Annotated in this window: 16 protein-coding genes; 5 read left to right on the top strand and 11 right to left on the bottom strand. The window is 66.3% G+C overall.

Going from position 1 to position 25497, the window contains the following annotated elements; all coding sequences use genetic code 11:
• Nucleotides 1-7 precede the first annotated feature (7 nt).
• Both QFW96_RS18405 and QFW96_RS18400 read right to left on the bottom strand, forming a co-directional pair.
• Entirely contained in the window at nucleotides 8-1441 is a 1434-nt protein-coding gene (locus tag QFW96_RS18405) for an MmgE/PrpD family protein (RefSeq protein ID WP_281456938.1), read from the bottom strand.
• Nucleotides 1442-1443: 2 nt separating this feature from the next.
• Nucleotides 1444-2904 (bottom strand): aldehyde dehydrogenase, encoded by a 1461-nt coding sequence (locus QFW96_RS18400; protein WP_281456923.1) that lies wholly within the window; start codon nucleotides 2902-2904, stop codon nucleotides 1444-1446.
• A 48-nt stretch (nucleotides 2905-2952) separates the two neighbouring features.
• On the opposite strand from QFW96_RS18400, the gene QFW96_RS18395 reads away from it, so the two are divergent.
• Nucleotides 2953-4428 carry a CaiB/BaiF CoA transferase family protein gene (locus tag QFW96_RS18395; RefSeq protein WP_281456922.1) on the top strand — a complete coding sequence of 492 codons (1476 nt, stop codon included), beginning with the start codon at nucleotides 2953-2955 and terminating at the stop codon, nucleotides 4426-4428.
• Between the two features lie 35 nt (nucleotides 4429-4463).
• Here the strand turns inward: QFW96_RS18395 and QFW96_RS18390 are convergent, their stop codons facing one another.
• From QFW96_RS18390 to QFW96_RS18375, 4 genes are all read right to left on the bottom strand, one after another.
• Complete coding sequence (locus tag QFW96_RS18390; protein ID WP_281456921.1) at nucleotides 4464-6788, bottom strand: ATP-binding protein; 2325 nt, start codon at nucleotides 6786-6788, stop codon at nucleotides 4464-4466.
• An 870-nt stretch (nucleotides 6789-7658) separates the two neighbouring features.
• On the bottom strand, nucleotides 7659-8774 hold the full coding sequence (locus tag QFW96_RS18385; protein WP_281456920.1) for an NDMA-dependent alcohol dehydrogenase: 1116 nt from the start codon (nucleotides 8772-8774) through the stop codon (nucleotides 7659-7661).
• A gap of 37 nt (nucleotides 8775-8811) precedes the next feature.
• Nucleotides 8812-9654: an N-acyl homoserine lactonase family protein gene (locus QFW96_RS18380; protein ID WP_281456919.1), complete on the bottom strand. Its 843-nt coding sequence runs from the start codon at nucleotides 9652-9654 to the stop codon at nucleotides 8812-8814.
• A 604-nt stretch (nucleotides 9655-10258) separates the two neighbouring features.
• Nucleotides 10259-10843 carry a TetR/AcrR family transcriptional regulator gene (locus QFW96_RS18375; protein ID WP_281456918.1) on the bottom strand — a complete coding sequence of 195 codons (585 nt, stop codon included), beginning with the start codon at nucleotides 10841-10843 and terminating at the stop codon, nucleotides 10259-10261.
• A 346-nt stretch (nucleotides 10844-11189) separates the two neighbouring features.
• Here QFW96_RS18375 and QFW96_RS18370 point away from each other — a divergent pair, with 346 nt between their 5' ends.
• The 4 genes from QFW96_RS18370 to QFW96_RS18355 all read left to right on the top strand — a co-directional run bounded on the left by QFW96_RS18370 (nucleotide 11190) and on the right by QFW96_RS18355 (nucleotide 16719).
• Complete coding sequence (locus QFW96_RS18370) at nucleotides 11190-12641, top strand: aldehyde dehydrogenase family protein (RefSeq protein WP_281456917.1); 1452 nt, start codon at nucleotides 11190-11192, stop codon at nucleotides 12639-12641.
• Nucleotides 12642-12686: 45 nt separating this feature from the next.
• Nucleotides 12687-13937 (top strand): CaiB/BaiF CoA transferase family protein, encoded by a 1251-nt coding sequence (locus QFW96_RS18365; RefSeq protein WP_281456916.1) that lies wholly within the window; start codon nucleotides 12687-12689, stop codon nucleotides 13935-13937.
• 47 nt (nucleotides 13938-13984) lie between these two features.
• Nucleotides 13985-15544, top strand: coding sequence for a class I adenylate-forming enzyme family protein (locus QFW96_RS18360; protein ID WP_281456915.1), 1560 nt, complete (start codon nucleotides 13985-13987; stop codon nucleotides 15542-15544).
• Nucleotides 15545-15624: 80 nt separating this feature from the next.
• Nucleotides 15625-16719 (top strand): Zn-dependent alcohol dehydrogenase, encoded by a 1095-nt coding sequence (locus QFW96_RS18355; protein WP_281456914.1) that lies wholly within the window; start codon nucleotides 15625-15627, stop codon nucleotides 16717-16719.
• A gap of 1052 nt (nucleotides 16720-17771) precedes the next feature.
• On the opposite strand, the gene QFW96_RS18350 is transcribed toward QFW96_RS18355, so the two are convergent.
• The 5 genes from QFW96_RS18350 to QFW96_RS18330 form a co-directional block, all read right to left on the bottom strand.
• Nucleotides 17772-18140, bottom strand: coding sequence for an MmcQ/YjbR family DNA-binding protein (locus QFW96_RS18350; RefSeq protein ID WP_281456913.1), 369 nt, complete (start codon nucleotides 18138-18140; stop codon nucleotides 17772-17774).
• Between the two features lie 551 nt (nucleotides 18141-18691).
• On the bottom strand, nucleotides 18692-20503 hold the full coding sequence (locus QFW96_RS18345; protein ID WP_281456912.1) for an FAD-dependent oxidoreductase: 1812 nt from the start codon (nucleotides 20501-20503) through the stop codon (nucleotides 18692-18694).
• Nucleotides 20504-20963: 460 nt separating this feature from the next.
• Nucleotides 20964-22469: an MFS transporter gene (locus QFW96_RS18340; RefSeq protein ID WP_281456911.1), complete on the bottom strand. Its 1506-nt coding sequence runs from the start codon at nucleotides 22467-22469 to the stop codon at nucleotides 20964-20966.
• An 89-nt stretch (nucleotides 22470-22558) separates the two neighbouring features.
• Nucleotides 22559-23908, bottom strand: a complete 1350-nt coding sequence (locus QFW96_RS18335) for a flavin monoamine oxidase family protein (protein WP_281456937.1) — start codon at nucleotides 23906-23908, stop codon at nucleotides 22559-22561.
• A 213-nt stretch (nucleotides 23909-24121) separates the two neighbouring features.
• Entirely contained in the window at nucleotides 24122-25468 is a 1347-nt protein-coding gene (locus tag QFW96_RS18330) for an NAD(P)/FAD-dependent oxidoreductase (RefSeq protein ID WP_281456910.1), read from the bottom strand.
• Nucleotides 25469-25497 lie beyond the last annotated feature (29 nt).

The raw sequence follows: 25497 nt of genomic DNA, 5'->3' as shown, positions 1-25497 counted from the left end.
GCCGAGATCAGGCCCTCAGCAGTGCCGCGAACTCGGACGCCGGCGTGTCCAGGTCCTCCGTTGTAATAGCGCTCAGAAGCGCCTCACTGCGTTCGGCACCGATCACCGAAACGGTCAGCTCGTGGAACTTCGCGTCCAGATCCTCCTGCGACATCGGGTTCTCGGCGGTCCCGGTGGGGTTGTCGACGAACACGCTCTCGCTGGTGCCGTCCTGGTAGCGCACCGCGATGTCGCCTACCCAACGGCCCCGGTAGGACGTGTCCAACTCCGGCTTGACCTCGATCCGGACCTTGCTCGCCAAGATCGCCACGTCGCTGCCCTCACCGATGTCGAGCCGACCGGCCATGTAGTCGTGGTGGCTTTGGAAGCCGTTGCCCTTGCCCAGCATCGACAGGGAGAACTGGTAAGGGAGGCTGTACTGGAGGTGTTCGATGATCTTCGGCGCTCTCGCGTTCGCGTTCTTGTTGCCGATCACCACGTCACCGCCGGTCTGAATTCCCAACAGCACCGATTCGACCTCGGCCGGGCGCCCGGCCAACCGACGTGCCCCGTCGATGTACGCGTGGTTGATTCCGCAGCAGCAGTAGGGCTTGACCCACACACGGGTGATCTCGAAGGTCTTGTCCAGGCCGAACGTGGCGGCGGCTTCATCGGGGACGGGCCGGCCAACGAACGCGTGGAAGAAACCCTTCGCGCCGGACAGGAAGGTGGTCGGGCCGGTGATACCGGCGGCGGCCATCTCTGCCGCACGGATCCCGTTGCGAGTGCCGATCCCCGAGTGAACGCGCTTGATCGAACCTCCAGACGAGGTGTACTCGGTGGTTCCCGACGCGTGGCTGAGGCCGATGGCGAGCGCGTGCACCGTGGTCTCGAAGTCGAAGCCGCGCATCTTGGCGACCACGGCGGCAGCGCCGAAGTTCGACAGCAGCCCGTGCGGGTGGAAGCCGCGTTCGAGCAATTCGGGTGCGGCCAGGTTCCCGATCCGGGTGTAGACCTCGTACCCCGCGACGATGCCTGTCACAACCTCCCGCATCGAGGACCCGAGTTCCTCACCGATGGCGAGCGCGGCCGACACCACACAACTCCCGGGATGTGATGAGCTCGCGCGGTGGGCGTCGTCGTACTCGAAACCGTGTCCGAACGTCGAGTTGACGAACGCGGCGTCCGCAGCGCTCATCGCATCACCGCTGGTAGTCACGTGCGAGCTACCTGGAGCATGGGCCGAGCGGGTCAGGTCGAGAACTGCTCGGCTCCACGGCAGTACCGCACTGCCGATCTGGACGGCCAGCTGGTCCTGCATCAAGCGCCGAGCCCCGGCGAGCGCGTCGGCGGGGATCGAGTCGAAGGTAAGCTCGGTGACGAGCTTCGCCGCAGCCTCTTCGACCGGGGGGATGGTTTCCATGGTGGTCGCCTTTCGCGTGCAGGGTCCGGACAGCGGCATGTTCACCGCGGCAAGCCGTACGACTTGAGTTCGACGTAGGCGTCGAAGCCCTCGAGGCCTGCTTCGCGTCCGATCCCGCTGTTCTTGAAACCGCCGATCGGTGCGGTGAAGCCGACCGGATTGCCGTTGACCTCAACAGTGCCGGTGCGGATTTGCCGCGCCACCGACAAGGCGCGGTCGGTGTCGTCTGAGAACACCGAACCGTTGAGTCCGTACTCAGAGTTGTTGGCGATCTCGACGGCCTCTTCCTCACCCTCGAACGTGTGCACCGTGAGCACCGGGCCGAAGATCTCCTCTTTAGCGATCTTCGCGTTCGGATCCACGTCGGCGAACACCGTCGGAGCGACGTACCAGCCGCGGTCGAGGTGACCGGGACGATCCCCGCCAACGAGCAGCGACGCTCCCGACTTCGTGCCATCGGCGATGTAGCCCTCCACCCGGGCGCGCTGGTTCGCGCTCACCAAGGGGCCGATTTCGGTCTCCGGGTCGAACGGGTCGCCCACCGGCATCGACTTGATCAGCTCAACCAAGCGATCGTGCAGTTCGTCCCGCCGCGACCGCGCCACCACGATCCGTGTCTTGTTGCTGCACACCTGACCGCTGTTGCGCAAGGAAGCCGCTCGAATGGCGGGAATGACAGCGTCGAGATCGGCGTCTTCGAGCACCACTGCCGCCGACTTGCCACCAAGCTCGAGCGTCACCCTGCGCAGATCCTGGCCGCACAGAGAGGCGATCCGCCGCCCAGCCGCAGTCGAACCGGTGAACGAGACCTTGTCCACGCCGCTGTGGCGCACGAGGTGCTCGCTGGCCTCGCGCTGAGCGGGGACGATGTTCACGACCCCTTCCGGGAGCCCGGCCTTCTCGAGCAGGTGACCGAGCAGGTACGAGTCGAGCGGTGTCTCGGGCGAGGGTTTGATGACCATCGTGCATCCTGCGAGCAATGCAGGAGCGAGTTTGATCATCGTGATGAGCAGCGGTGCATTCCACGGCACGATTGCAGCGACGACACCGACCGGTTCGCGTATGACCAGCGCACTACCGGTCGCGGACTTGCGGGTATCGGCCCACGGGTAGCTGGGTGCGAGTTCCAGGAAGGCGTCCAGCAGCAGACGCGGGGCGATGGACTGCATCTTCGTCGAGAGAGTGATCGGACAACCCATTTCGGCGCTGACCAGCTTGGCCACGTCGTCCTCGTGGGCGGCGAGCTCAGCGCTGAGCTCGCGCAACACCGCGATCCGCTGCTCGAGCGGCATGCGAGGCCAAGGCCCCTTGTCGAACGCGTGGCGCGCCGAGCTCACCGCGGCGTCGATATCGGCTTCAACGCCTTCCGGGACACGTGCCACCGGCTGCTCGGTGGCGGGTGAAATCACCTCGAAGATCCGATCGGACGCCGGCGGCACCCACCGACCTCCGACGAACAACTTGTCGTACTGACCTTGCCAGAGATCCGTCTGTCGGTTCATCGGGTCGTTCCTCTGTCTTTCACCCCGGCTCACGGAAGATCCGAACCGGTGGTCGCAGTCGCGGTGCAGGAGAGGCGAGTCACCAATGTAAACTACATAATATTTTTTCTTGACGGAAGTGCTGCCGTCCGCAGGAGTAAACTCCCAGCGCAGACCCGCATCAAGGGCACAACTTGGGCCGCTGGATACCGCCACGGCTTCACCCCGTGCCCAACGGACGCCACCCTCACGGTCGACGCCCAGGGCCCCGCGCAACCGGGCCGAGTCCGCGGCGCCCGGAGGTTGACCGACCGAGCGCGCTCATATTATATAAAATATGACAGTAACCTGGCAGTGAAGGCGGGCACCATGCAGCACAAGCCGCTCGACGGCATCCGAATCCTCGAGATCGGGGGCTACATCGCCCTCCCCTTCGGGACATCGTTCCTCTGCGCGCTGGGCGCCGAAGTCGTGAAGGTGGAGCGCCCCGTCACCGGCGAGGACTTCCGCCGTCACCAGAACGATCGGAGCCCGTACTTCCGCCAGTACAACACCGGAAAGCGCAGCATCTCGGTAGACCTCAAGACGCGTGAAGGAATCGCGGTCGTCAAGGCATTGGTTCCCTTCTTCGACGTCGTGCTCGAAAATCTCCGGCCGGGCAAGGTCGCGGCGATGGGACTCGGACCCGAGGACTGTCGCGCGTTGCGCCCGGACATCGTCTACGGCTCGGTCACCGGTTTCGGCACCACCGGTCCTTTGGCAGACCGCCCTGCCTACGACACCATCGGGCACGCTTTCGGTGGTCTGTACTCGCTGTTCAGCGACAGCGGGCGCCCGCAGCTCGCAGGCGGCTTGAGCGCGGATCTCGTCACCGGCCTCAGCACGGCGACCGGCGTGCTTGCCGCACTCGTCGGCCGCCTCAAGACCGGACAACCGCAGCGCATGGAGACCTCGATCATGGAGGCCGTTAGCGTGCTCACCACTGACGGGATCACCCAGGCCTTCGAGCTGGGCGAGGATCCGACCCGCACCAGTCGCCACCCGCAAGCCCAGAACTTCTGCGTGCCGACGTCCTCCGGTGAGTACCTGGCCGTCCACCTGTCGTCCTCTCAGAAGTTCTGGACATCGCTGTGCCGGGCGATGGATCGGATGGATCTCGCCGAGGACCCGCGGTTCGCCGAGTACAGGCCTCGCGAGGCGAACTACTTCGAGCTGACGCCGATCGTCGAAGCGGAGTTCGCCACGAAGTCGAAAGAGCACTGGGAGAAGGTGCTCACCGAGAACGACGTCCCGTTCGCTCCGGTCCTCTCGATGAACGGGTATCTCGATCACGAACAAGTCCAGCACCTCGAGCTCGTCGAACGTCAGGACGACGGCCTGGCCTTGCTCCGACCCCCGTGGAAGTTCGACGGTCAGCGCCCCGACCGCGCCGGCCGAGCTCCCAAGGTCGGAGCCGACACCCGCGAAGTGGCCTCCGAAGTCTTGACCGCTCATGAGATCGATGAGCTACTCGCCTCCGGAGTGCTGTACGCCGACGAATCGTGACCGCCCGAACGGAGGTCGTCAGGGAAATCCGCGCCTCAGGAAATGTCCTGGTTCCGCTGCTCGGACAGCCAGGCCGCGATCTGGCCGCGGGAGGTGAACCCGAGCTTGACCAGGATGTGCTCCACGTGAGCCTCTGCAGTGCGACGCGAGATCACCAGGGAGTTCGCGATCTCCTTGTTGCTCATCCCCTGCGCGACGAGCCCGGCGATCTCCTGCTCCCGGCGACTCAGCGGTTTCACGCTCTCCGCCTTCGGCGTCGGCTCGGCACGACGCTTCTGTCCTAGCGCGTATCCGAGGGCCTCGTCGACTCGGACGGCCGCGCCCTGCTCGAACGACATCGCGTAGGCACGCTCACCCAACGCTCCCCTGACCTGCCGTTCGCACTGGTCGTGGTACTCCTCGAACAACGGCAGCAGGGGACCACCTTCCTCGCCGCGGATGGTGTGGGCCAGCCCGAGCAAGCAGGCGGCTCGCTCGGGCTGGCCCTCACTACTGGTGATCCACGCCAACGCCTCGGCGCACAGCCCGGCGGTGTGGTAATCGTTGAAATCTTGCAAATTCTCGAGCGCTTCCCGCACCAAAGTGGCGGCCGTTGACGCATCTCCCTGGCGCCATGCCTCCATGCCGAGCCCCCACAACGCATAGGACTGGCGCCACTTCTCACCCCGCTCGCGGCACAGATGACGCAGCTCGTGGTAGTACGCGGTCGCCTTCTCAGAGTCTCCCAACAGCGTGCTGCACACGCCCACAAGCGCGAGCCCAGCGAAAAGCCAGGAAAACTCCTCGGACTCGCGAAGCACATCCAGCACCTGCTCCGCCGTAGCCAGCCCACCCACGTAATCGTGCCCCAGCGATGCCGCGAAACCACGAACCACCTGGATGAACAGGTCGCTGTTCTCGTCGCCGAGCTCCTGCTGAACGCACTCGGCTTCCTGAAGCAACGCCGTTGCCTTGGACACCTCAGTTTGCAACAACGCGAAGTGAGCCGCGTTGATCAGCAAGCACAACCGGTTAAGAGTCGACGCGGTTTCGCGTTCCATCAAGCGATCGCACCAGTGCCGGCCCTCGCTGATCAGCCCGCTCACACGCCAGTAATCCCGCAGGCCATCGGTGATGCGCACACCCGCAGCGACCTCGCCCGGTTCTCGCACGCAGAAATCGAGAGCGGCACGGACGTTTGCATGTTCCAGACGCATCTGCGAGAACAACTCGCCCTGGCCCGGGCCGAACCACCGGTGTCGCATCTGTTCGGCCAACGCGAGGCACCAGTCACGATGCCGACGCCGCACGGACGTTTCCTGGCCAGAATCACGGAGGATTTCGTGTCCGTACTCCCGGATCGACTCGAGCATCCGGAAGCGGACGCGGCCCTCGTGCTCGCCCCGGATCAAGATCGACTTGTCCACGAGGCCGGCGACCACGCTGAAGATCCCGGCATCGGAGGAGACCTGATCCGAGCAAACCGCTTCGACTCCGTCGAGGTCGAAGTGGTCGGCGAACACAGACGCTCGGGCCCACACGGCCCGCTCTTGCTCCGAGCACAAGTCGAAGCTCCAGTCGATCAGGGCTCGAAGCGTCCGGTGCCGAGGCGCTGCCGCCCGGTTCCCTCCGGTCAGAAAGCCGAATCGATCGTCGAGTCGCTGCAGGATCTGCTCCGGCGACAGCACCCGGAGGCTAAACGCGGCCAACTCGATCGCCAACGGGACCCCGTCCAGCCGGCGGCAGATGGCACCCACGACCGGACCAGTGCGTTCGTCGAGCACGAACTCCGACACGGCTGCCCTCGCCCGATCCACGAACAACGCGCCGGCCTCATACGCGGACAGTCCGTCAGGCGACACTGCCGCGCCATCAGGAGGGCAGGTCAGAGCGGGGACGTTCAAGATGTGCTCACCGGCGACGGCAAGCGGTTGCCGTGTGGTGGTGAGAATCCGGAGGTCTGGACAACGTTGCAGCAGCGTGGCAGCTGTGGCGGCGGCAGCGTCGACCACGTGTTCGCAGTTGTCGAACACCAGCAGCAGGCGCCGCTGTCCCACCTGCTCGGCCAGCGTCTCCGGCGACCATCGAGCTCTCTGGTCGCGAATGCCCAGAGCCGTCACCACCGCCTGCGACACCAGGCGCTCGTCTTCCAACCCCGCCAGCTCGACCAAAACCACACCACCGGGAAACGCTCGACGCACCTCCCACGCGGCCCGTGAGGCCAATCGCGTCTTGCCCACTCCACCCGGACCCACGAGGCTCACCAGCCGGGAAGCGGCCAGCGCACGCCGCACCTCGGCCAGCTCCCTACGGCGGCCGACAAAGCTCGTCAGATCCGCCGGCCACCCGCCTTGCAACTGCTCAACGGACGGCGCATTCATCAGAACTCAAGACTAGTCCGCTCAGCGGCATGTTGGGTTCGCTTGGGTCGCGCACCGGATCCTCAGGCACCTCTACCAGCGAGGAGGCTCAAGAACCCGTCCTCGGCCACCGACACCGCGTCGAGGTGGGTCCGGTAGACGGTCCGAGCGTGGTCGGACCCAGGTCGGGCACGCTTGTCTTCGAAGTGCCCATTGCCGATCATGATCGTAGTGCCAGTCGCAACCTCCGCCTGGTACGAGCCAGCCTGATTAGGTAGGTGCCTACGCAATCGCACGGCTTCTTCCAAGCCCGGGTCGAAAGACACTGGACAGGTCCTCAGAACGGACCACCGAGGCAGATGATGCTCGTCCAGCCCCACCCCGAACGAACCAGGCTTCGCGGACACCGTCGACGGTTCCCGCATGCTTCCCATCCGGCGCCCGCAGAGGTCGTGCAGTTTGGCGAACGCTACGCGGACCTCCGCGATCGTCGCCTGGCACACCTGCTGATCGCGGAAGACGTCGCTGAGGACCGCGAGGAGCTCTCGCCGTTCGAACGCATCACCTGCCACACGCACCGCAGAGGCGACGTTTCCGTGATCTGCAGGCGTTGCCACAACAGTCCTGACACACCGGCGACACGGCAGATCCTGCGCACCTGCCGAAAGAGCCTGGCCGCGGCGTTCGAAAGCCGCCGGGCACACGATGCACCGAGGGATGAGTCAGCCCGACACCTGCGATGACCCACCTGCATGCCCTGGCACCGGCGGACGACGTCAAGGCCCGCGAACTGGTCGGCTCACACCCGGGACGAGCTCATCGGGTGTGCCACCGAAGTGGCGGATGAGCCGCCAAGGTACCGCTCGTTCTCGGCTTTCCGCGGATGCGTGCTCACTGGTCGTGCACGACGACGCCGCGGATGATCTTCCCCTCCTTGAGATCGGCGTATCCCTGGTTGATCTCGTCCAACCGGTAGCGCTGGGTCGCGAGTTCGTCGAGCTTGAGATGGCCACTGTCGTACAAGCGCAGGAGTTTGATGATGTCGTGGTGCGGATTCAGGGACCCAAACATCGAGCCCCTGATCGTCTTCTCCCACTTCGTCATCATCGCCCCTGACACGTGGATGGTGCGGTCCTCGGGGGCGCCGAGGCCGGTGACCACCACAGTCCCGCCCTTGCCGACGATGTCGAAGGCATCACCGATCACCTTCTCGTCAACCACTCCGACGGTCACCAGCGCCTGGTCAGCGCCTTGCCCCCAAGTCAGCTCGTGGACGCGCTCGGCAGCCTCTTCCGCGGTCGCGAAGGCATGGGTGGCACCCAACTTGAGCGCCATGTCTCGTTTGAACTCCAGTGGGTCCACTGCCACGACGAACTTCGCGCCGGCGAATGCCGCTCCCTGGATCGAGTTGATCCCGATCCCACCGACGCCGTAGACGACGGCTGTGTCCCCGAAGTGAACGCCGCCGGCCTCCGTGGCCGTTCCCCAGCCCGTTGGCACCCCACAACCCACCAGGACAGCAACTTCGAGCGGAATCCACGGATCGATCTTGATCATGGATCGCTCCATGACGGTGGCCCTTTCCGAAAAGGTCCCCAGCATGCACAGGCTGCCGTACTCCCGCCCGCGCGCATCGTGGAACCGGAACTTGCCGTCCGGGAAGGTGCCGTTCATCGTGTCGGCGGCCATGTCGCACAGGCTGGATCGACCAGTCGCGCAGTACCGGCAGGCCCCGCAAGTGGGCACAAAGCTGCCCACCACGTGGTCCCCCGGCTGCAACCGCGTGACGCCTGGACCGACGAGCTCGACGATGCCTGCGCCCTCGTGCCCGAGGACGATCGGCGTGCGACCGCCCAGTACGCCATCGATGAAGTGGTAATCCGAGTGGCAGAGCCCGGATGCGACGAATCTGACGTGCACTTCACCGAAACCTGGCTCGTCGACGTGCAGCTCGCGCAGGTCCAGTTCGGTGCTGCCCTCGTCAACGACTGCTGCAACCGTTCTCATCTTCCGCCACCTCTCCCTGAATATCCGCTATAGCGCGTCATGCCGATTCAGGGTCTGCCGTGCGCGACCGCAGCGACGCCGCGCTGGTGATCTCCGCGCCGGCGCCTCGGAATTCGGACCAATCCTGCGGATCATGGCTGATCCAGACGGTGGTGCCCGGCTGGCTGGCCAACAAGCCGATCTTCTGCAAAGAGCTGTTTTTGTTCAGCCGGTCGACATCAAAGGGCATCCCGGTGGTCGCTTCGACGTTCGCACGCTTGTGCGCCGCGTCACCGGTCAGCACCAGCGTGCTCTCATCGGGCATACGCACCTTCAACCCCAGGGTCCCCGGGGTGTGGCCGTGCAGCGACAACAGCACCACGCTGCCGTCACCGAACAGATCGTGGTCGTAACCGGCCGGAACCTCGTTCCACGCGATCCGCCCTGCAGCCTCGATGTCGGCTTCGCGGAAGAACGCGGCGTCCAAGTTGGATGGTGTTCTCGCGTACCGGAGCTCTCCCGCTCCGATGAACCCCTGCGCGTGCGGGAACAGATCGAGGCCGCCCGTGTGGTCGAAGTGCATGTGGGAGAGCACGATTCGCCGAACGTCGCTGGCCCGGTACCCGATCGACTCGATCTGCCGGTCGAGCCGGTACGACTCGGGGAATTCGATCTGGAACGCTGTGGCGAGTTCGCCGTAGGCAGCAGCCGGGTCACCGGCGGCCGAGCTGGCGAGGCTGGTGTCGAAGAGCAGCAGCCCTTCGTCGTGCTCGACGAGGAACGCAGGCGAGGGAATCGTCTCCTGCGCGCCGCCCGTCCCCAGCATCAAGAGACCGCAATCGATGGTCAGCTGCGGTGCGTCGAGCGCCCACACCCGGCGCACGGTGCTGGTTGTTGCCATGGGAAGACTCCTCTTTTCGCGAAGGCGGCGGCTACGAGGAAGAAGGGGTGCACGGCCCGCTCACGACGCCGACCGAGACCCTCGACGCGGGTCACCAGCCCCATCAGCAAACCGGACAGTGGCCCTTTGGCCTCGGCTCTCACGTCTAGCGGACCACTGTATCCCAAGAAGACTATATATTATCTATCGTGCAATCAAGGTTCACCTGCCGGCTGGGATCCACGCCGTCCGAGCTGAATCCATCCCTAGCTAGATTTTCTAGTCGTGACTAGAATTTGTGCTAACATCAGGCCCGTCAGCAGGACAGAACGCTCTACGGGACCCGCAACCGGACGGATCGCGCACCGCTCTGTGGGCCCCGAGATCCCCGTGCGGCAGTGGCATCAGAAGGAACGATTCGAGCATGACGGCACCCATCGTCGCGAACCTGATCACCGAGACGCTCGGCATCACGCCGGCTCATTCGCGCCTCAGCCAGGACTGCGACGACCTGGGCCGTCAACACCGGCTAGTTCAACAGAGGCACGACGACACCAGGCGCGGATGCCCCGGCGGAACGTCCGCAGGCTGGCCGGCCCCCACGGGACGGGATCCGACGACGCAGCTACCCCGGCTGTTCTCCGAACAGCCTGATCAACGTCCACGACACCTGGTCGGCGAACTCTTCGACGTCGAGGTCCCGTTCCGGGTTGAACCACTCGCCGATGAGCGCCAGCCCACCCAAGGCCAAGTTCAAGGTCGTGTGCAGGTTCTCGACCTGCGCAGTCGGCGATGCGGAGAGCTCGTCGACGACGTCGCGAAAGATCAGGGTCTGCTCGCGGCGCAGCTCGTCCCGGCGCTGTTCGAGAGCGTCGATCGACACCTGGACTTTGAGGAACAGCGGGACGAATTCCGGGTACTCGCGAAGCGTGATCACCGCTTCCTCGCGAAACATCTGCCGGAGTCGGTGCATCGGCGCTCCGTCGGACTCCGCGATAGCCCGCAAGCGCGGGAACACCTCGGCAGCCGAGTTCTCCATGCACCGCAGGAAGAGCTCTTCCTTAGAGGAAAAGTAGTAGTAGAGGCTGGCGCCGCGTATGTCGAGGACGGCGCCGATGTCCTCGAAGTTGGTCGCTTCGTAGCCCCGTTCGGCGAACAACCGCGCTGCCGTGTGCTCGATGAGCCGGATGCGTTCAGCGCGCTTGCGCATAGCACGCGTCTCCCCTTGCTGCCCGGTACCGGAGGTTCGCGACCCTGCACCCGCGTGCGGCGCACTCATCTTGATCCTCCTCGTCCGGAATCGCGTGCTGAGGGCTCATCGCAGGCCCGACGCTCCGCAGCAATCCTAACGAACCGGCGCACGTCAAGTGCCCACGGCGTCAACAACGGGGGGCGCGATCGACGTCGCGCCACGCCCGGCGCCCCTGGCCCCCTGTACGAGCTCGACGCGCCGGACTTCCAGAGGGCCCAGCCCGAACAGGTACGGGGCACCACTCAGCTGAACCCGTCCGAACAACGATCGCCGACGCGAGTGCGTCGACGGGAGGTAACAACCGATGGACGTAGCAGACGTGCGGATCCCGCACACGGACGAGGTCTTCATCGGCGGCGGATGGCGACCGGCGACCGGCGAACCTCATCCGGTCGTCTCACCCTCGACAGGCAGGCCGGTGGGCGTGGTCAGGTACCCCTCCCCCGCCGATGCCACCAGCGCGGTCGATGCGGCCGATGCGGCCCGTGAGACCTGGGCCCGCACACCGCTGGCCGACCGCATTGCGGCGTGCCAACGGTGGCTGGACCTCATCGACGAACGCGCTGACGCGATGCACGTCGTGTGGGGCGTGGAAGCCGGCATGCCGATCAGACACGGACGGACGTTGCACCGCTTCGGCACCCTCGCAGCCTGGCGTTCCGCACTGGCCGGCGCCGAATCGGTGCTGGCGGAGCACAAGCGGAGCTCGGAGCTCGGCGACGTCCTGTTGCGGCGTGAACCCGTCGGAGTCGTGCTCGGGATCCTCCCCTACAACGGCCCTGTGGTGACGATCGCGTCCAAAGTGGTCCCGGCCCTTCTGGCCGGCTGCCCCGTGGTGATCAAGGCCGCGCCGGAAACCCACCTGGTCATGGCCATCGTGGCCGAGTGCGCTCGGGAGGCGGGCTTTCCCGCCGGGGCGGTCAACGCCGTCTGCGGCACCGCGGACATCGGCAGGACGCTGACTCGCGACCCGCGGGTGGACCTGGTCTCGCTAACCGGTGGGCACGCGGCCGCGCAGGACGTGCTCGCCGCGACGCATGATCGGTACGCGCGAACACAACTCGAACTCGGCGGCAAGTCCCCAGCGCTGATCCTCGACGACGCGAAGATCGACGAGGTGTTGCGTGCACTGGTCCCAGGCGCGACCAGCGGCGCGGGACAAGTCTGCGCCTTGCTGTCCCGAGTCCTGGTCTCCGAACGCAGGCACGACGAGGTGGTCGAGCGCCTCCAGGCCGCCTGGGCCCGCCTGACCGTCGGTGATCCGCTCGACCGCGCCACCCACGTCGGCCCGCTGATCAACCAAGCCGCGCTGGATCGCGTGGAGTCCTTCGTCGCGCAGGCGAAGGCGGATGGCGCGTGCCTCGTCGCCGGCGGCGGCCGACCCGACGGGCTCGACGCCGGTTGGTACCACCAGCCGACTTTGTTCACCGATGTCGGCGAGCACTTCGACCTGGCCAGCCGTGAGGTGTTCGGCCCCGTGACCGCGGTGCAGAAGTACCACGACCTCGACGACGCCGTTCGGCTCGCCAACGCCACGGAGTACGGCCTGTCCGGCGCCGTGTACACCGCCGACGTCGACGCGGGCATCGAGGTCGCCAGCCGGATCCGATCCGGTTCGGTGGCGGTCAACTCCTTCGGTCCGGACATGAGCTCCCCGTTCGGCGGGGTGCGGGCCTCCGGCTGGGGGCGTGAATCGGGTCCCGAAGGCATCCTCGGATTCACCGAGGTGAAGCAAATCCTGGTCGGCCGCTCGTGAGCGGTGGTCGGCAGCGCGCCAACAAAACTTCCGATTCAAGAGCGCGTGGAACGTCCATCCTTCGAAGCCGAACTCACCGGAGAGAAAGGCGAGGCCATGGGGCCACTGACCGGATTGAAGATCATCGAGCTGGCGGGGCTCGGACCCGGCCCCTGGTGCGGGATGCTGTTCAGCGACCTGGGAGCTGAGGTGCTGCGCATCGACAGGCCGAGCGACGTGGGAACGGTCCGCACCGACCTCGGCGCCAGCAACGAACGCCAGCCCGCATTCGTCAACGATCGCGGTCGCCGTTCGGTCGCCATCGACCTGAAGCACCCTGACGGTGCGGCAGCGGTTCTGCGGCTGGCCGAACAGGCAGATGCCCTGATCGAGGGCAATCGGCCGGGCGTGGCCGAACGGCTCGGGGTCGGGCCGGCGGAGTGCTTCACGCGCAACCCGCGGCTCGTCTACGGCCGGGCCACCGGTTGGGGCCAGGACGGGCCGCTGAGCGACCGGGCCGGACATGATCTGAACTACCTCGCGACTTCCGGCCTGCTCGCCGCCATGGGACCGCCAGAAGGCGCTCCCGCGATCCCGCTCAACCTGCTCGGCGATTTCGCCGGCGGGGGTCTCATGCTGGCGATGGGCGTCCTCTCAGCGCTGTGGGAGGCACGCAGCAGCGGGCACGGCCAGGTGGTCGACGCTGCAATGCTCGACGGCATCGCCCTGCTCGGCGGGATCTTCTACGGTCAACGTCAAGCCGGAATGCTCGGCCTGAAGCGTGGCACCAACGCCCTCGACGGCGGGGCACCTTTCTACGCGGTGTACGAGACGTCGGACGCAGGGTGGATGGCCGTCGGTGCGATCGAGGCGAAGTTCTTCTCCGAACTGCTCGACGTGCTCGGGCTGGATCCAGGCCTCGCCGCCTCCCAATGGGACCGGGGAGCATGGCCGGAACTGCGCGCACGAATCGAAGGCGCGTTCAAGACCCGTACTCGGGCGGAGTGGGAGGCCCGCTTCGCGGACCGGGAAGCGTGCACGACGCCCGTCCTCGACCTCGACGAGGCCTTGCAACACGACCACGCCCGGGCGCGCGGCAGCTTCGTGCCGCTCGACGGGGTGCTGCAGCCCGCTCCCGCACCGCGCTTCAGCCGAACGCCTGGCGCGGTGCAAGGGCCTGCGGTACCGGCCGGTGCGGATACGGCCCGGGCACTCCAGGACTGGGGCTTCGCCGCACGCGAGGTGGATGCCCTCCGCTCCTCCGGCGCAGTCGTCCAGGGTTCGGTGCACACCTCACCCCACCACTCGAACAGCTGAACCGCACCTGTCAAAACGCCCCAGCGGCATCTCAACGGGAGTCATCAATGGGGATGAGCCTGAACTTCATCACGGATTCGACCGCCGGCCAGATGCCCGCCGTCGATCCTCACCAACCAGCCGTCGTCCTAGGCGGCGAACCCGCCCTGAACTGGGCAGAACTGCGTGCCACCGAGCTGAGGTATGCCCGGGCCCTGCAGAAGGCGGGTGCGCGGAAGGGAGACCGAATCGGGATCCTGCTGCGCAACTGCACCGATTACATCGCGTTGTACCTGGCCATCGGTCGGGTCGGTGGCATCGCGGTTCGCCTGAACTGGAGGCTGAGCGGTCCTGAGCTGCGATTCGCACTCGCGGATTCGCAGACATCGCTGCTGATCCTGGACAGCGATTTCTGCCCTGTCATCGCCTCGCTCCGCGATGAGATCCAGGTATCCACCTACGTAGTCCGAGGGGCGGCTCCTGACTGGGCCATCCCCGTATCGCTCTTCGCCGACGAGGAATCCGATGCATCCGGATTTCCCACGATCTTCCCCGAGGACCCGGTGTCGCTGATGTACTCGTCGGGGACGACGGGCCGACCCAAGGGTGCGTTGTTCACGCACAGCAATGCGCTGTGGACCGCCTCGATCCAGATCCAGCGGTGGCGAATCGACGACCGAACCGTCGCGCAGACCAGCGGCCCCCTGTTCCACGCGGGTGGCTTCGAGGTGCTCCTGCTTCCCGCTCTCGCAGCGCACGGGACCGCTGTCACCTTCCCCTCCGGCGGGTTCAGCCTCGACAGCTTCCTCTCGGTAGGCCGCGAGCACGGCACCACTGACATGCTGCTGTACCCGTTCATGCTGTTCGACCTCCTCCGCTGGGACGACCTGGACGACCTGGTGCCGAGGACTCTCGAGCGCATCGTCACCGGTGGCGACATCGTGATGCCCTGGGTCTACGACGAGCTGGAACGCCGCATTCCCGGCGTGAAGCTGGTGCAGTCATACAGCCTCACCGAAGGCGGGGCGGTGAGCACCAGCCTGGAGTTCGACGTCGCCCGCGGCCGGGAGACGAGCATCGGCCGACCGCAGGCCATGACCGAGGTCAAGGTGATCCGCCCCGACGGATCGCGTACCGACGTCGACGAGGTCGGTGAGATCTGCGTGCGCAGCGGCGGTGTGAGCATCGGGTACTGGAACCGCCCCGATGCCACCGAAACCACCTTCGTCAACGGCTGGTGTCGCTCCGGGGACCTCGGCCGCGTCGACGCCGACGGGTTCCTCACCATCGCCGGTCGAGCCAAGGACATGTACCGCAGCGGCGGCGAGAACGTCTACCCAGCCGAAGTCGAGATGGTGCTGACCAGTCACGAGGACATCGACGATGCCGCGGTCATCGGTATTCCCGACGAACGGTACGTCGAAGTCGGGGCGGCCATCATCGTTGCCGCCGAAGGCAGGGCGATCGACCTGAAAGCGCTTCGTGCCTGGCTCGTCGAACGGCTCGCCAAGTTCAAGGTGCCAAAGCACTTCCACCTGGTGGACGAACTCCCGCGCAATGCCAGCGGCAAGATCCGCAAGAACGTCCTGCGCGACGACTTCGGGTCACCGCGGACCCAAAACGACTGATCCCGCTACCTGCGGCACGACCTCCGCACACGTCACGGGCCTCGAAGCCAAGTGACCGATCTAGAAATGGAGACTCCAAAATGACCCGAGCCGCACTGTTCGAGAAAAGCGGCGCACCGCTGCGGATCGCCGATGTCGAGCTTGCCGAGCCCGGTCCGGGCGAGGTCGTCGTGGACGTGCGCGCCACCGGCGTCTGCCACTCCGACGTCGGCGTGTTCTCCGGGAAGCTGCCCGCGCCGCTGCCGCTCATCCTGGGGCACGAGGGCGCAGGTGTCGTGGTGGGCACGGGTCCCGGCGTCACCGACCTCGCAGTCGGCGACCACGTGGTGCTGGCCTGGCTGGCCAGCTGCGACACCTGCTTCTACTGCCAGCGCGCGGAACAGCACCTGTGCGGTCAACCGCGCACCATGCTCGGCGCACACACGATGCCCGACGGCAGCACGCGCATGAGCCTCGACGGCGAGCCGGTTCGCCAGTTCTGCGGACTCGGCACCTTCTCCCAGCGCACCGTCGTCCCGTCGGGTGCGGCCATCAAGATTCCCAGCGAGGTCCCGATGTCCTCTGCTGCGCTGCTCGGATGCGGTGTGCTGACCGGATTCGGCGCTGCGGTCAAGACGGGCAACGTGCGGGTAGGAGACTCGGTGGCCGTCATCGGATGCGGTGGAGTCGGTTTGAACGCGGTGCAGGGCGCCCGGATCGCCGGGGCCACCACCATCATCGCGATCGATTTGCACCCCGAACGCCTGGCACTGGCCACCGAACTCGGCGCGACCCACACCCTGACCGCGAGTGCGGACGTGGTCAAGCAGGTGCAGAAGCTCACCGGTCGGAGGGGCGCGGACGTCGTCGTCGAGGTGGCTGGTCGGCAAGAAACAGTCAATCAAGCCGTTGCCATGACCCGACGCGGCGGCACCGCGGTGCTCGTCGGGGCCGCCCCTGGCGTAGGCATCGATGAGGTCTTCAACAACGTCGTCATGTCCGGCAAAACGGTCAAGGGCTGCCTCTACGGATCTGCCCACGTCAAGTCCGACGTCCCGCGACTCGTTGACCTCTACCAGCGAGGCGCACTCCTGCTCGACCAGCTGGTCACCGCGACCTTCGGCTTCGACGACATCGGCGAAGCCGTCGACTACTGCGCCGCCGAGAACGGGGCCCGAGCGGTCGTCGTCACCTGACCTCGGCAGAGAACCAGCCCGAGCGCTGGACAACTCCCGTCCGGTTGGTCGGCGCGCCGCCGACCGACCAACCGGACCTGCCACAGCGTCATCGGTCGACCTGGCCGGCTGCGCGGAACCTCTGGAATCAATCCAGTCCAAGGATCAACTCATCACCCTGGTCCGCAACGAGACACAGGAAAGTGTCCTGCCCCGCGATGAGGCTCCCGCTGTCGACCTCCTCTGGCCGTGCGTCGCACGCGGCTATTGATCACGCAGTCCCCGGCGCCACCGTCCAAAGCCCTTTAACGTCGAGCAGCCACCGGCTACCAACCGAACAGCCGCACGAGATCCCACTCACGACTCCGCCATCGCGGCCAACCGCTGCTCGCAACACGCCGACAATTCCTGCCCGTCGACACCCCGCACACCCGCGACGCACACTCACCCCACGCACGGCACTGGCTGCTATAGTTTTGGTGTGATTTCACCAAACGCGGGAAATCGCACGCACTTGCGGGATCGAGTCCCCCTCGGACACAGAATTACCCCACGGGTTTGACCTTGGGGATCCCGGACATCAGCTGAGGCGAGACTACGGTCTCGCCTCAGTCACGTCTAGGACGGTTTTCGCTGCTCTCCTGCCCGGTGCTCGCTCGACACGCCGACAATGCCAATGTCCCCGCGGTACCCGGGCGGTGCATCGGCCAGCGCACCGGACAGGCCCGCTGTGTTCCGCTGGGTGGCAGCACTGCAGGCACCGCTTCGGCTGGCGCTGTTCGAGTATCCAGTCCGGGCCGGGGCCGACGATCACCAACCCATTCGCGCGTAGATAGTCGGCCACATCCTGGTCGCCGCCACCTGTGAGCTCGGGAGGCAAGAACCCGAGCCCCTCGAGAAAGTGTCCCTCCCGGACGTAGACACTGCTCAGACCTGGCGCCTCGACGACCACACTGATCACGATCCCCACCGGAATCCGCCCGGGAGCCTGGCCTCGACCAGGACGAGGTGACCTCGCACCCCCACCGAGCCTTCGGCCTCGAAACGCTCCGCCAGCGAACGTCAGGACTCATTCACCACGGCCCAGGCCCGCCCAGTGGAGCTTCACCTGCCGCGCTTCGCAAGCCCGGCGACGCAAGATCGTAAGAATCCTCGATCATCTCCCGCACGAGGCGTTCCGGAACGGAACCGTCGAGCACGACCGTGTTCCAATGCCGCTTGTTCAGGTGGTAGCCGGGCGTGATGGCCGGGAACGTCGACCGCAGCTGCACCGCCAACTCCGGGTCGCACTTCAGACTCACCCGCAGCGGCACACCGGCCAACCGGCTGATCGCGAAGATCTTCCCACGAACCTTGAACACGCTGTTGGCCTCGTCGAACGGAAACTCCTCGCCGACACCGGCGAAGGCCAAACACGCGCTCCTGAGCTCATCCGGGGTCATACCACCAGCGTAAACAACCACCCCGACAACAACCGCCCAACAACCTCGCGGACACAGGTTTTCGGTTCCCCAACCTGCGGCTCGCCACATCGTTGAATGAGACCCATGGACTTCACCGGCGTCAACTACGGAGTCCGCAAGCTCATGGTCACCCGCTGAGACAGGGAGCTCCGGTCGGCAGCGCTGCCGACCGGAGCTCCCCCCGCCGCACAAGACGACATGACCGTCACACCCGCGAGCTCCTCCCATCTGCTTCAGTCACCCCTGAAGCCCTCCACGATGTTGACGGCTGTAGAAACCGACACCTCGGGGACACCCAACACAGGCCACTCCAACACCCGTGGAATCCGTGCAGGGAGCCGAATTCGGGACACGCCGGGAAGCCCCCGACGCGCCCACCCATCACTCCATGTTTTCGGAGCTCACATTGCACCCAGACCTCTCCCCGGCGCGGTGTCCTTGATGGACTAACGCCGGGACGGCTGGGACAGCAAAAGGCGACAGCCCACGGGACCTCACCCTCGACGGTGGTCACGACAGTCGGCGGCCTCCTAGCTTGGTTCGCCGGGTTCCCAGAAGTAGGACCCTCCGAGTTCAGCGACGGTTTTCTGGAGTTCGTCGAGATGGTGTTTGTAGACGTCCCTGGGCGTGGTGTCGTGCTGCAGGCAGATCTTGGCGGCGGCTGCGGTGGCGATGGCGTGTTGTGCGCCGTTGCCCATGAACTTGGTGACTGAGCCGGCGATGTGGGTGACGCTGATGTGTTTGCCGGCCATCATGAGGTTGTCGATGTCGGCGGAGTAGAGGCTTCGGAACGGGACCTCGAACGGGGCATCGTCGCGGGTGTCCCATTTCCAGTCACGTAGCCGGAAGTCGTATTTTTCGTGTCCGGGGTAGTGGAGGCAGAAGGCGCCGGAGTTCCATGCAACGGTGTCGGTGAACTTCCGGTGTTCACGGATGTCGTTCTCGGTTAGGACGTAATCGCCTTTGTACCTGCGGAATTCTCCTTGGCCGGGGACGTGTGCGACCCAGTCGAGCGTGAGGTTCGCGTAGGTGTCGGGTTCGAGGGTTTTCACGTTCGAGAACGTTCCGTAGATGGCCCGTAGCAGGTGGTCGCGGATGTGTTCGGCATCGGTGTAGGGGTCGTGGTCTTGGCCGTATTCCCAGAAGTGGGTCGCGGGAAAGAGCATGCGTCGGCGGATGCTGGGATCCGGTGTCCGGGCGTGGCCGGCGACGGGGCCGGGGACGTTGTCGACGCCGGGGCGTTCGAGTTGTCCACCGAGGTCGGCGTAATCCTTGGCCACATCGACGGCCCAGGGAACATCCGGGAAGTCGACGGGCCGGTCTGCTTCTCGGGTGCGGAAGAACACGGTGTTGCCGTGATGCGATTCGATGCGTTGTTCGGGGGCGAGTGGCTCGTTGAATTCGGCGCGGCTTTCGTAGCCGAACATCGTTTCGGCGCCCGCGTACAGGCCGAGGATGGCGGTGCCGGTGCAGTCGATGAACATCGCGCCGTGGAATCGGGTCTCGCGTCCGGAGCGGGCATCGCGGGCGTCGATGGAGGTGATCCGGCCGTCGGCTCGGGTTGCGTCGAAGATGTGGTGTTCGAGGAATACCGACACGCTCGGCTCGGCCAGGAGCAGGTCGAGGGCGGCGAGGTCACCGTCATCGGCTCGCTCGGCGAGGGATTTGACCAGCGGGCCGGTCTCGCCGCGTGGGGTGAGTCCGATCTCGTTGCTGGCGTTGCCGCCCAGGACCGGCCGGTTCTGGATCAAGGCGACGCTCAGGCCCAGTCGGCCTGCCGCGAGCGCTGCCGCGGACCCGGTCACGCCTCCGCCGGCGATCACGACGTCGAACGTGCCGCCGTCGAACGGGTCGTCCGGCAGACCGCGTAGCCGACGTCGCCACTCTCGGGATTCGGGACCGACACCATTGGGTGGCTCCTTGTCGCTGGTGGTCAGGTAGAGGGCATCACAGCGGCCGTCGAACCCGGTCAGGTCGGTGAGCGCGATCCTGGCCAAACCGGGGCGCAACTCGATGAGGCCGGCGTCTTCCCAACTCCAGTCTTGTCCGTTCGCGCCGAACTCGACCGGTAGCCGCTCGCCGTTGATCGAGACGGTGAAACGACCTGGATGATGCGCGGGCACCCAATCCTTCGCGCGAACCCAGACGCGGTAGGCCCCGCCCACCTCGACCTCGATGTTGGTGGTGGCATCGGCGACCGGTACCCCTAGACCGTGCGCGAGCAGATAGGGCGAGCCCATCTCCATGTCGAACTGCGAGTCGAGGGTCCAACCACCGAAGTCATCGAACTCCTCGGCCTCGACCAGAATATGGCCCTCCGACGACGAGTGCTGCTTCGGCATGGGGATCTCCTTGACGTGTCGGCGTTATGACGGCGGGTCGACGAAGACGTCGTACTCGAGTTATTCGGTTGTGCCGCCGTATGACGAGAAATCGGTGACCCGGCGTGCTCAAGACCGCGACCTCGCGGTCCGTATTGCCAGTGCACTCCCCGCGGGCTGCGGAGGGTCGTGACGGCGGCATCGGTCACGATCTAGGGTCTGTTTGATCTGGCGATACCGGTGTCCCCGCCGAGGATGTTTCTCACTGCGTCGGTTGAGCGCGCGGTTCGTCCCGCCAAGCTCACCCGGTCCTTGCCGAAGATGGTGCGCCGCGAACCACTTCAGGGTCTCGTTGGCTCCCACACGAGAATCTCGCCGATCTTGCTGTCCCGGTAGATCGCCTCGCACGAGCCCCGCCGCGACGACGGCCGGAGCGCAGTCACCTACCTCGGCGCACCAAACCTCGCTGGCACCGACAAGGTCAAACTCGCTGGCCCCGCCCTGCCATTGCCAGCGGCCTCCTCGATCTTCCATGCGCAGGCGGGTGGGGCGTGATCCTCGTGCTGGTTGCCGGGCGACTCCTGCGCTGGCGAAGACGCGCGAGGGTCGCGACGAGCACGACCATCAGCGAGAACGCGGAGGTGATCGCGTAGCCGACCGCGTAGAGGTATTCCTCCGGCACGCTCGTGCCGGGGATGGTGGCAGCGGTGAGCAGTCCGCTGACCAGGGCAGCGCCGAAAGCGATGCCGATGGCCATCGTGGTCCCTACCATGCCCGCTGCCATCCCGGCCTTGTGTTCCGGTACGACCATCTGCGGTGCCGCGAAGCTGCCGCTGTAGCCCACGCGGCTGCCGGCGCCGACGAGAGCGGCACCGACGAGGTAGTGCCACCACTGCTGGTGGGCGAATCCGAGCCAGGCGAGCCCGACCGAGCAGACGGCGGCGCCGACGATGAGGACGGCGCTCTTGCGGCCCTTCGCGACCGCCCTTTCGGCGGCCTTGCCTCCGACGAACATCATCAGCGCGAAGGGCAGCAGGAGCAGCCCCGTGCCCAGAGCGTCCACGCCCAACCCGTATCCGGCCGACGTCGGCGTCTGGGTGTAGTAGGACACCAGCAGGAGGAATCCGGCGTCCACGCAGCCGAACATCGCAGCTGCGAAGCACGCCGGTTTGACGAAGGGCTTCTGCAGCACCTTGACGTCGAACACCGCCGACGTCGACCGACGCTCCACCCGAACCCACGCCACACCACCGACGACACCGGCGAGCAGCAGCACGATCGCCACTCCGCCCCACAGCAGGCCCTGGGTCAGCGCGAGCAGGATGAGGGTGAGCCACGCGAGCATCCACGCCGTTCCAGGAATACCGATCTTTCCCGTCGAGACCGGCTTGGACGATGGGATGACGACGACCAGGGCCACCGTGGTGGCCACCGCGGTGGCCGTCAGGATGAAGAAGAAGCTCTGCAGCGACAGGAACTTCACCGTCAGCCCACCGCCGATCATGCCGGCGACGGTGCCGGATCCGGTGGCCATGATGAGCACGCTGACCGCCGTGGAGACCGCATCACCCGGCAGGTGCCGACGCAGGAAGCCGAGCGGCAGCAGCTGCGCCGAGCTGCCGAACCCGAGCAGGGCTGCGCCGATCAGCAGCGTCGCGTACGAATTGCCGATGGCGGGCGTGAGCGCGCCGACCGTGAGCACGGCACCGGACAACAACGACGTGGTGCGGTCGTTGAGCACGTCGGCCAGACGCGGCAGCAGGACGAAACCCGCGCCACCGCCCAGCGTCGCCGCGGTGAAGATCCACGCCGACGCCGAGACGTCGAGCTCGAACTGCGCCTGCATCAGCGGCAGCAGCGGCGGGAACATGAAGGAGACCGCGTTGGTCACGGTGGCCAGGACCGCCGCTACGCTGATGAGCGCACCGCGCGAAGGGCCGAGCCTCGTGGGTGCAACGGGTCTTACCGATGTGGTCAGTCTGGTCATCTTCAATCCCAATGATCGTTTGGCCGTGTGGGTCCTCTCGACGAGCGCGGCCGCCGGTCGCCCTGGGCCGCCCCACGTGCTGGAGGTGGTCAGAGCTTCTGAACGACTTCATCAGCGGCGCGCTCTCCGGCGCTGACGGCAGCGTCCATGTAGCCCTCGTAGAGGATTCCGGTCTCGGTGCCTGCCCAGTGAATCCGGCCCACGGGCTCGCGTGCGGCATTCCGGTACTGGGTGAGAGTCCCAGGCGCCCGCGTGCTCACACCCCCCTCGATCCAGGGTTCGTGGAGCCAGTCCTTCTCGACGCATCGTGTCGGTTGCGCCGCTTTCGGACCGAACAGGGTGGTCAGGCCATTGAGGAACGCGGAACGGCGCGAGCCGGGGTCATCGAGGATCGCGTCGCTCCACTGGAGACCGGGGCCGTACCCGGCGGTTCCGATGAACGTCAGGAGGATGCCGACGCTGCCATCGGGCGGTGAGTTGTCGATGACGTAGGGCGCTCCGGGCAAGTCGGTCATCGCCTGTCCGCTGAACCCCTGCCCGCGCCAGAACGGCTCGTCGTAGATCGCGGCCAGCTTGTTCTCCGTGCCGTTGTGCCACTTTCGCTGCAGCATCGCGCGGCGGCCCGGCAGTCCCGGAGCGAACCGGATCCGTTCCGCATCCGCGGGCGCCATGGCGACGATCACTCGCTCGCACCGCACCTGGGTGCGCGCTGAGGTCACCACGACGCCCTGGCTCTCCTGGCTGATCTCGGTCACCGGTGATCCGACGACGACCCGATCTCCGAGTTGGTCCGCCATCCTCTGCGAGATCAGCTGCGAGCCGCCGACGATGCGCGACTCCTGGGAACCCCCGGTGGTGTTGAACATGTGCTCGACACCACCGGAAGTGCCGATCGCCTGGAGTGCCCGGAGGAAGGAGGTGTTGTGCGGGTCCTCGGCGAAGATGATGCTGAAGCCCAACGTGAACAGCCACTTCGCCTCGGCGCTGGCGGAATTCGAGTCGAGCCACGCCCCGAAGGTCGTGCTGTCCCACTCGATGGCGTTCTGGGCGTCCCACGGCGCCTCGGCCGGCACCGTCGAGGCCATCTGCTCGAGCCGCGTCTGCAACTGCACCCAATCCGCAAGCGCATCCGGGCCGATCGGGGGCATCGTCCCCTCGTAGGTCTGCCGGTTCCCGTTGCGCAGGCAGATCGACTTGCCCTGGACGTAGGTCTTGAACGTCGTGAGGCCGAGCTCATCGATCAGTGCGAGGACGCGGTCCTGGCCCGGGCCGACCCACTGCCCGCCGCCCTCGGTGATCACGCCGTTGCCGGCGTCGAGGTTCTCCGTCCGGCCTCCGACCCGGTCGTTCGCCTCCAGCACCAGCACCGACCCGGCACCGGCCTGAACCAGGCGGCGCGCGGCGGTGAGGCCCGAAATCCCCGCCCCGACAACGACCACGTCCGCGCTAGTGCTGGTGGGCGCCGCCTGCACCGCCGTTTCTCGTCCCCACGCCAGACCGGCAGCGGCCAGACCGCCGCCTGCCGTCAGCACTCCGCGGCGCGACAGGCCTGCTCGGCCACGTTTCCCGTTCTCACTCACGTTCCTCCTCGCTCGTGCGACAGGGCATCCCCGGTAGCGGCGTGCCAGCGGACGGGAAGCTCTCGGTGGGCATCAAGCCCGCGGCGTCGAACGCCGACGGGCGCGTCGCCGGCTGCCGTTGACCACGTCGTTGAAGCGGTCGACGGCCCAGATCGTGCGCAGCCCCACCGGGCCCATCATCATCGGGCGGGGGAACTTCGGCGTCTTTTTCCACAAGACCTCGAGATCTTCGTGGCGTTGGCCGTCGACGATCAGATCGGCCATGAGCGACCCGAGGTAGGGCGCCTGGGCGAGCCCGTGGCCGTTGCACGCGATCGAGTAGAAGATGTCATCACCGAGTTGGCCGGCGAGCGGCAACCAGGTCGAGGTGATCGCGATCCACCCTCCCCACGCGCGATCGATGGCCAGGTCGGAGAGGGTCGGGAAGCGCATCGCGAAGGCTTCGGCGAGTTCCTCGACCAGTGCTGGATCCGGTGTCTTCGGTGGAAGCGGGTAGGTCGTGCCTCGCTCGAGCCGCCGGACGCCGAAGACGATGGTGTTGCGCGAGGTCAGCCGGTAGTTCTCCATGATGGCGTGCTGAGTCACCAGTCCCGACCGACTGGTCCAGCCCAGTGCGGCCAGGCGCTCGGGATCGATCGGCTCGGTTTCGACCTCGCACACCCAGATGGGGACGGCGAGGTGCCGTGGGGTGATCTCCCACTCGCCGGCGAAGGCGTTGGTCGCGAGCACCACCTTGTCCGCACGAACAGCACCGCGCGGGGTGGAGATGATGACCTGGCCTCCCTCGCGGGTCACGTCGGTGACATTCGTCCGCTCGAAGACCTGGGCGTCTGAGGACAGCAGGGCTCGACGCAGGCCCAGGGCGAACTTGCCGGGGTTCATGATCCCGCCGACCACCTCGCGCATGCCGCCGAGGAATCCTCTCGGGATGCCGAGTTCGTCGCTGGTGCCGAGTTCGACGTCGGTGCCGGCTTTGCGCAGGATCTTGGCCACGCGCCGCACGCGTCCCATCTGTCCAGGTGAGACGGCGGCGAAGCAGTTGCCGACAGGTTCGTAGTCGCAGTCGATGTCGAACCGCTTCAGCACGTCTTCCACGTGGTGCGCGGCGTGGTCGGCGAACCGCGCGATGGCGGGCATCTTCTTGCCGAACAACAGGTTCAGCAGCTGCAGGTCGCCGCCTGGGGCGCCGGCCAGCTGCCCGGCGTTGCGGGAGCTGGATCCGTGCCCGCAGAACTCGGCTTCCAGCAGCACGACGTCCTGGGCGCGCTCGGCCAGCCGCAGCGCCGTGGACATGCCGTTGATGCCGCCGCCGATGACCGCGACCGAGCAGGTCCGGTCCCCAGCCAAGGCGGGTTGGACATCGCCAGGCGGATCGACCCATCCGCTGAAGGGTTCGTACTTCACGTTGCTCGTCCTCATTGACGTGCTCCTCACAGATGCGTTGTCCG

It is taken from the genome of Saccharopolyspora ipomoeae (genome assembly GCF_029952525.1).
GTDB classification, from domain to species: Bacteria; Actinomycetota; Actinomycetes; order Mycobacteriales; family Pseudonocardiaceae; genus Saccharopolyspora; species Saccharopolyspora ipomoeae.
This window is presented reverse-complemented; position numbering and strand designations above follow the sequence as displayed.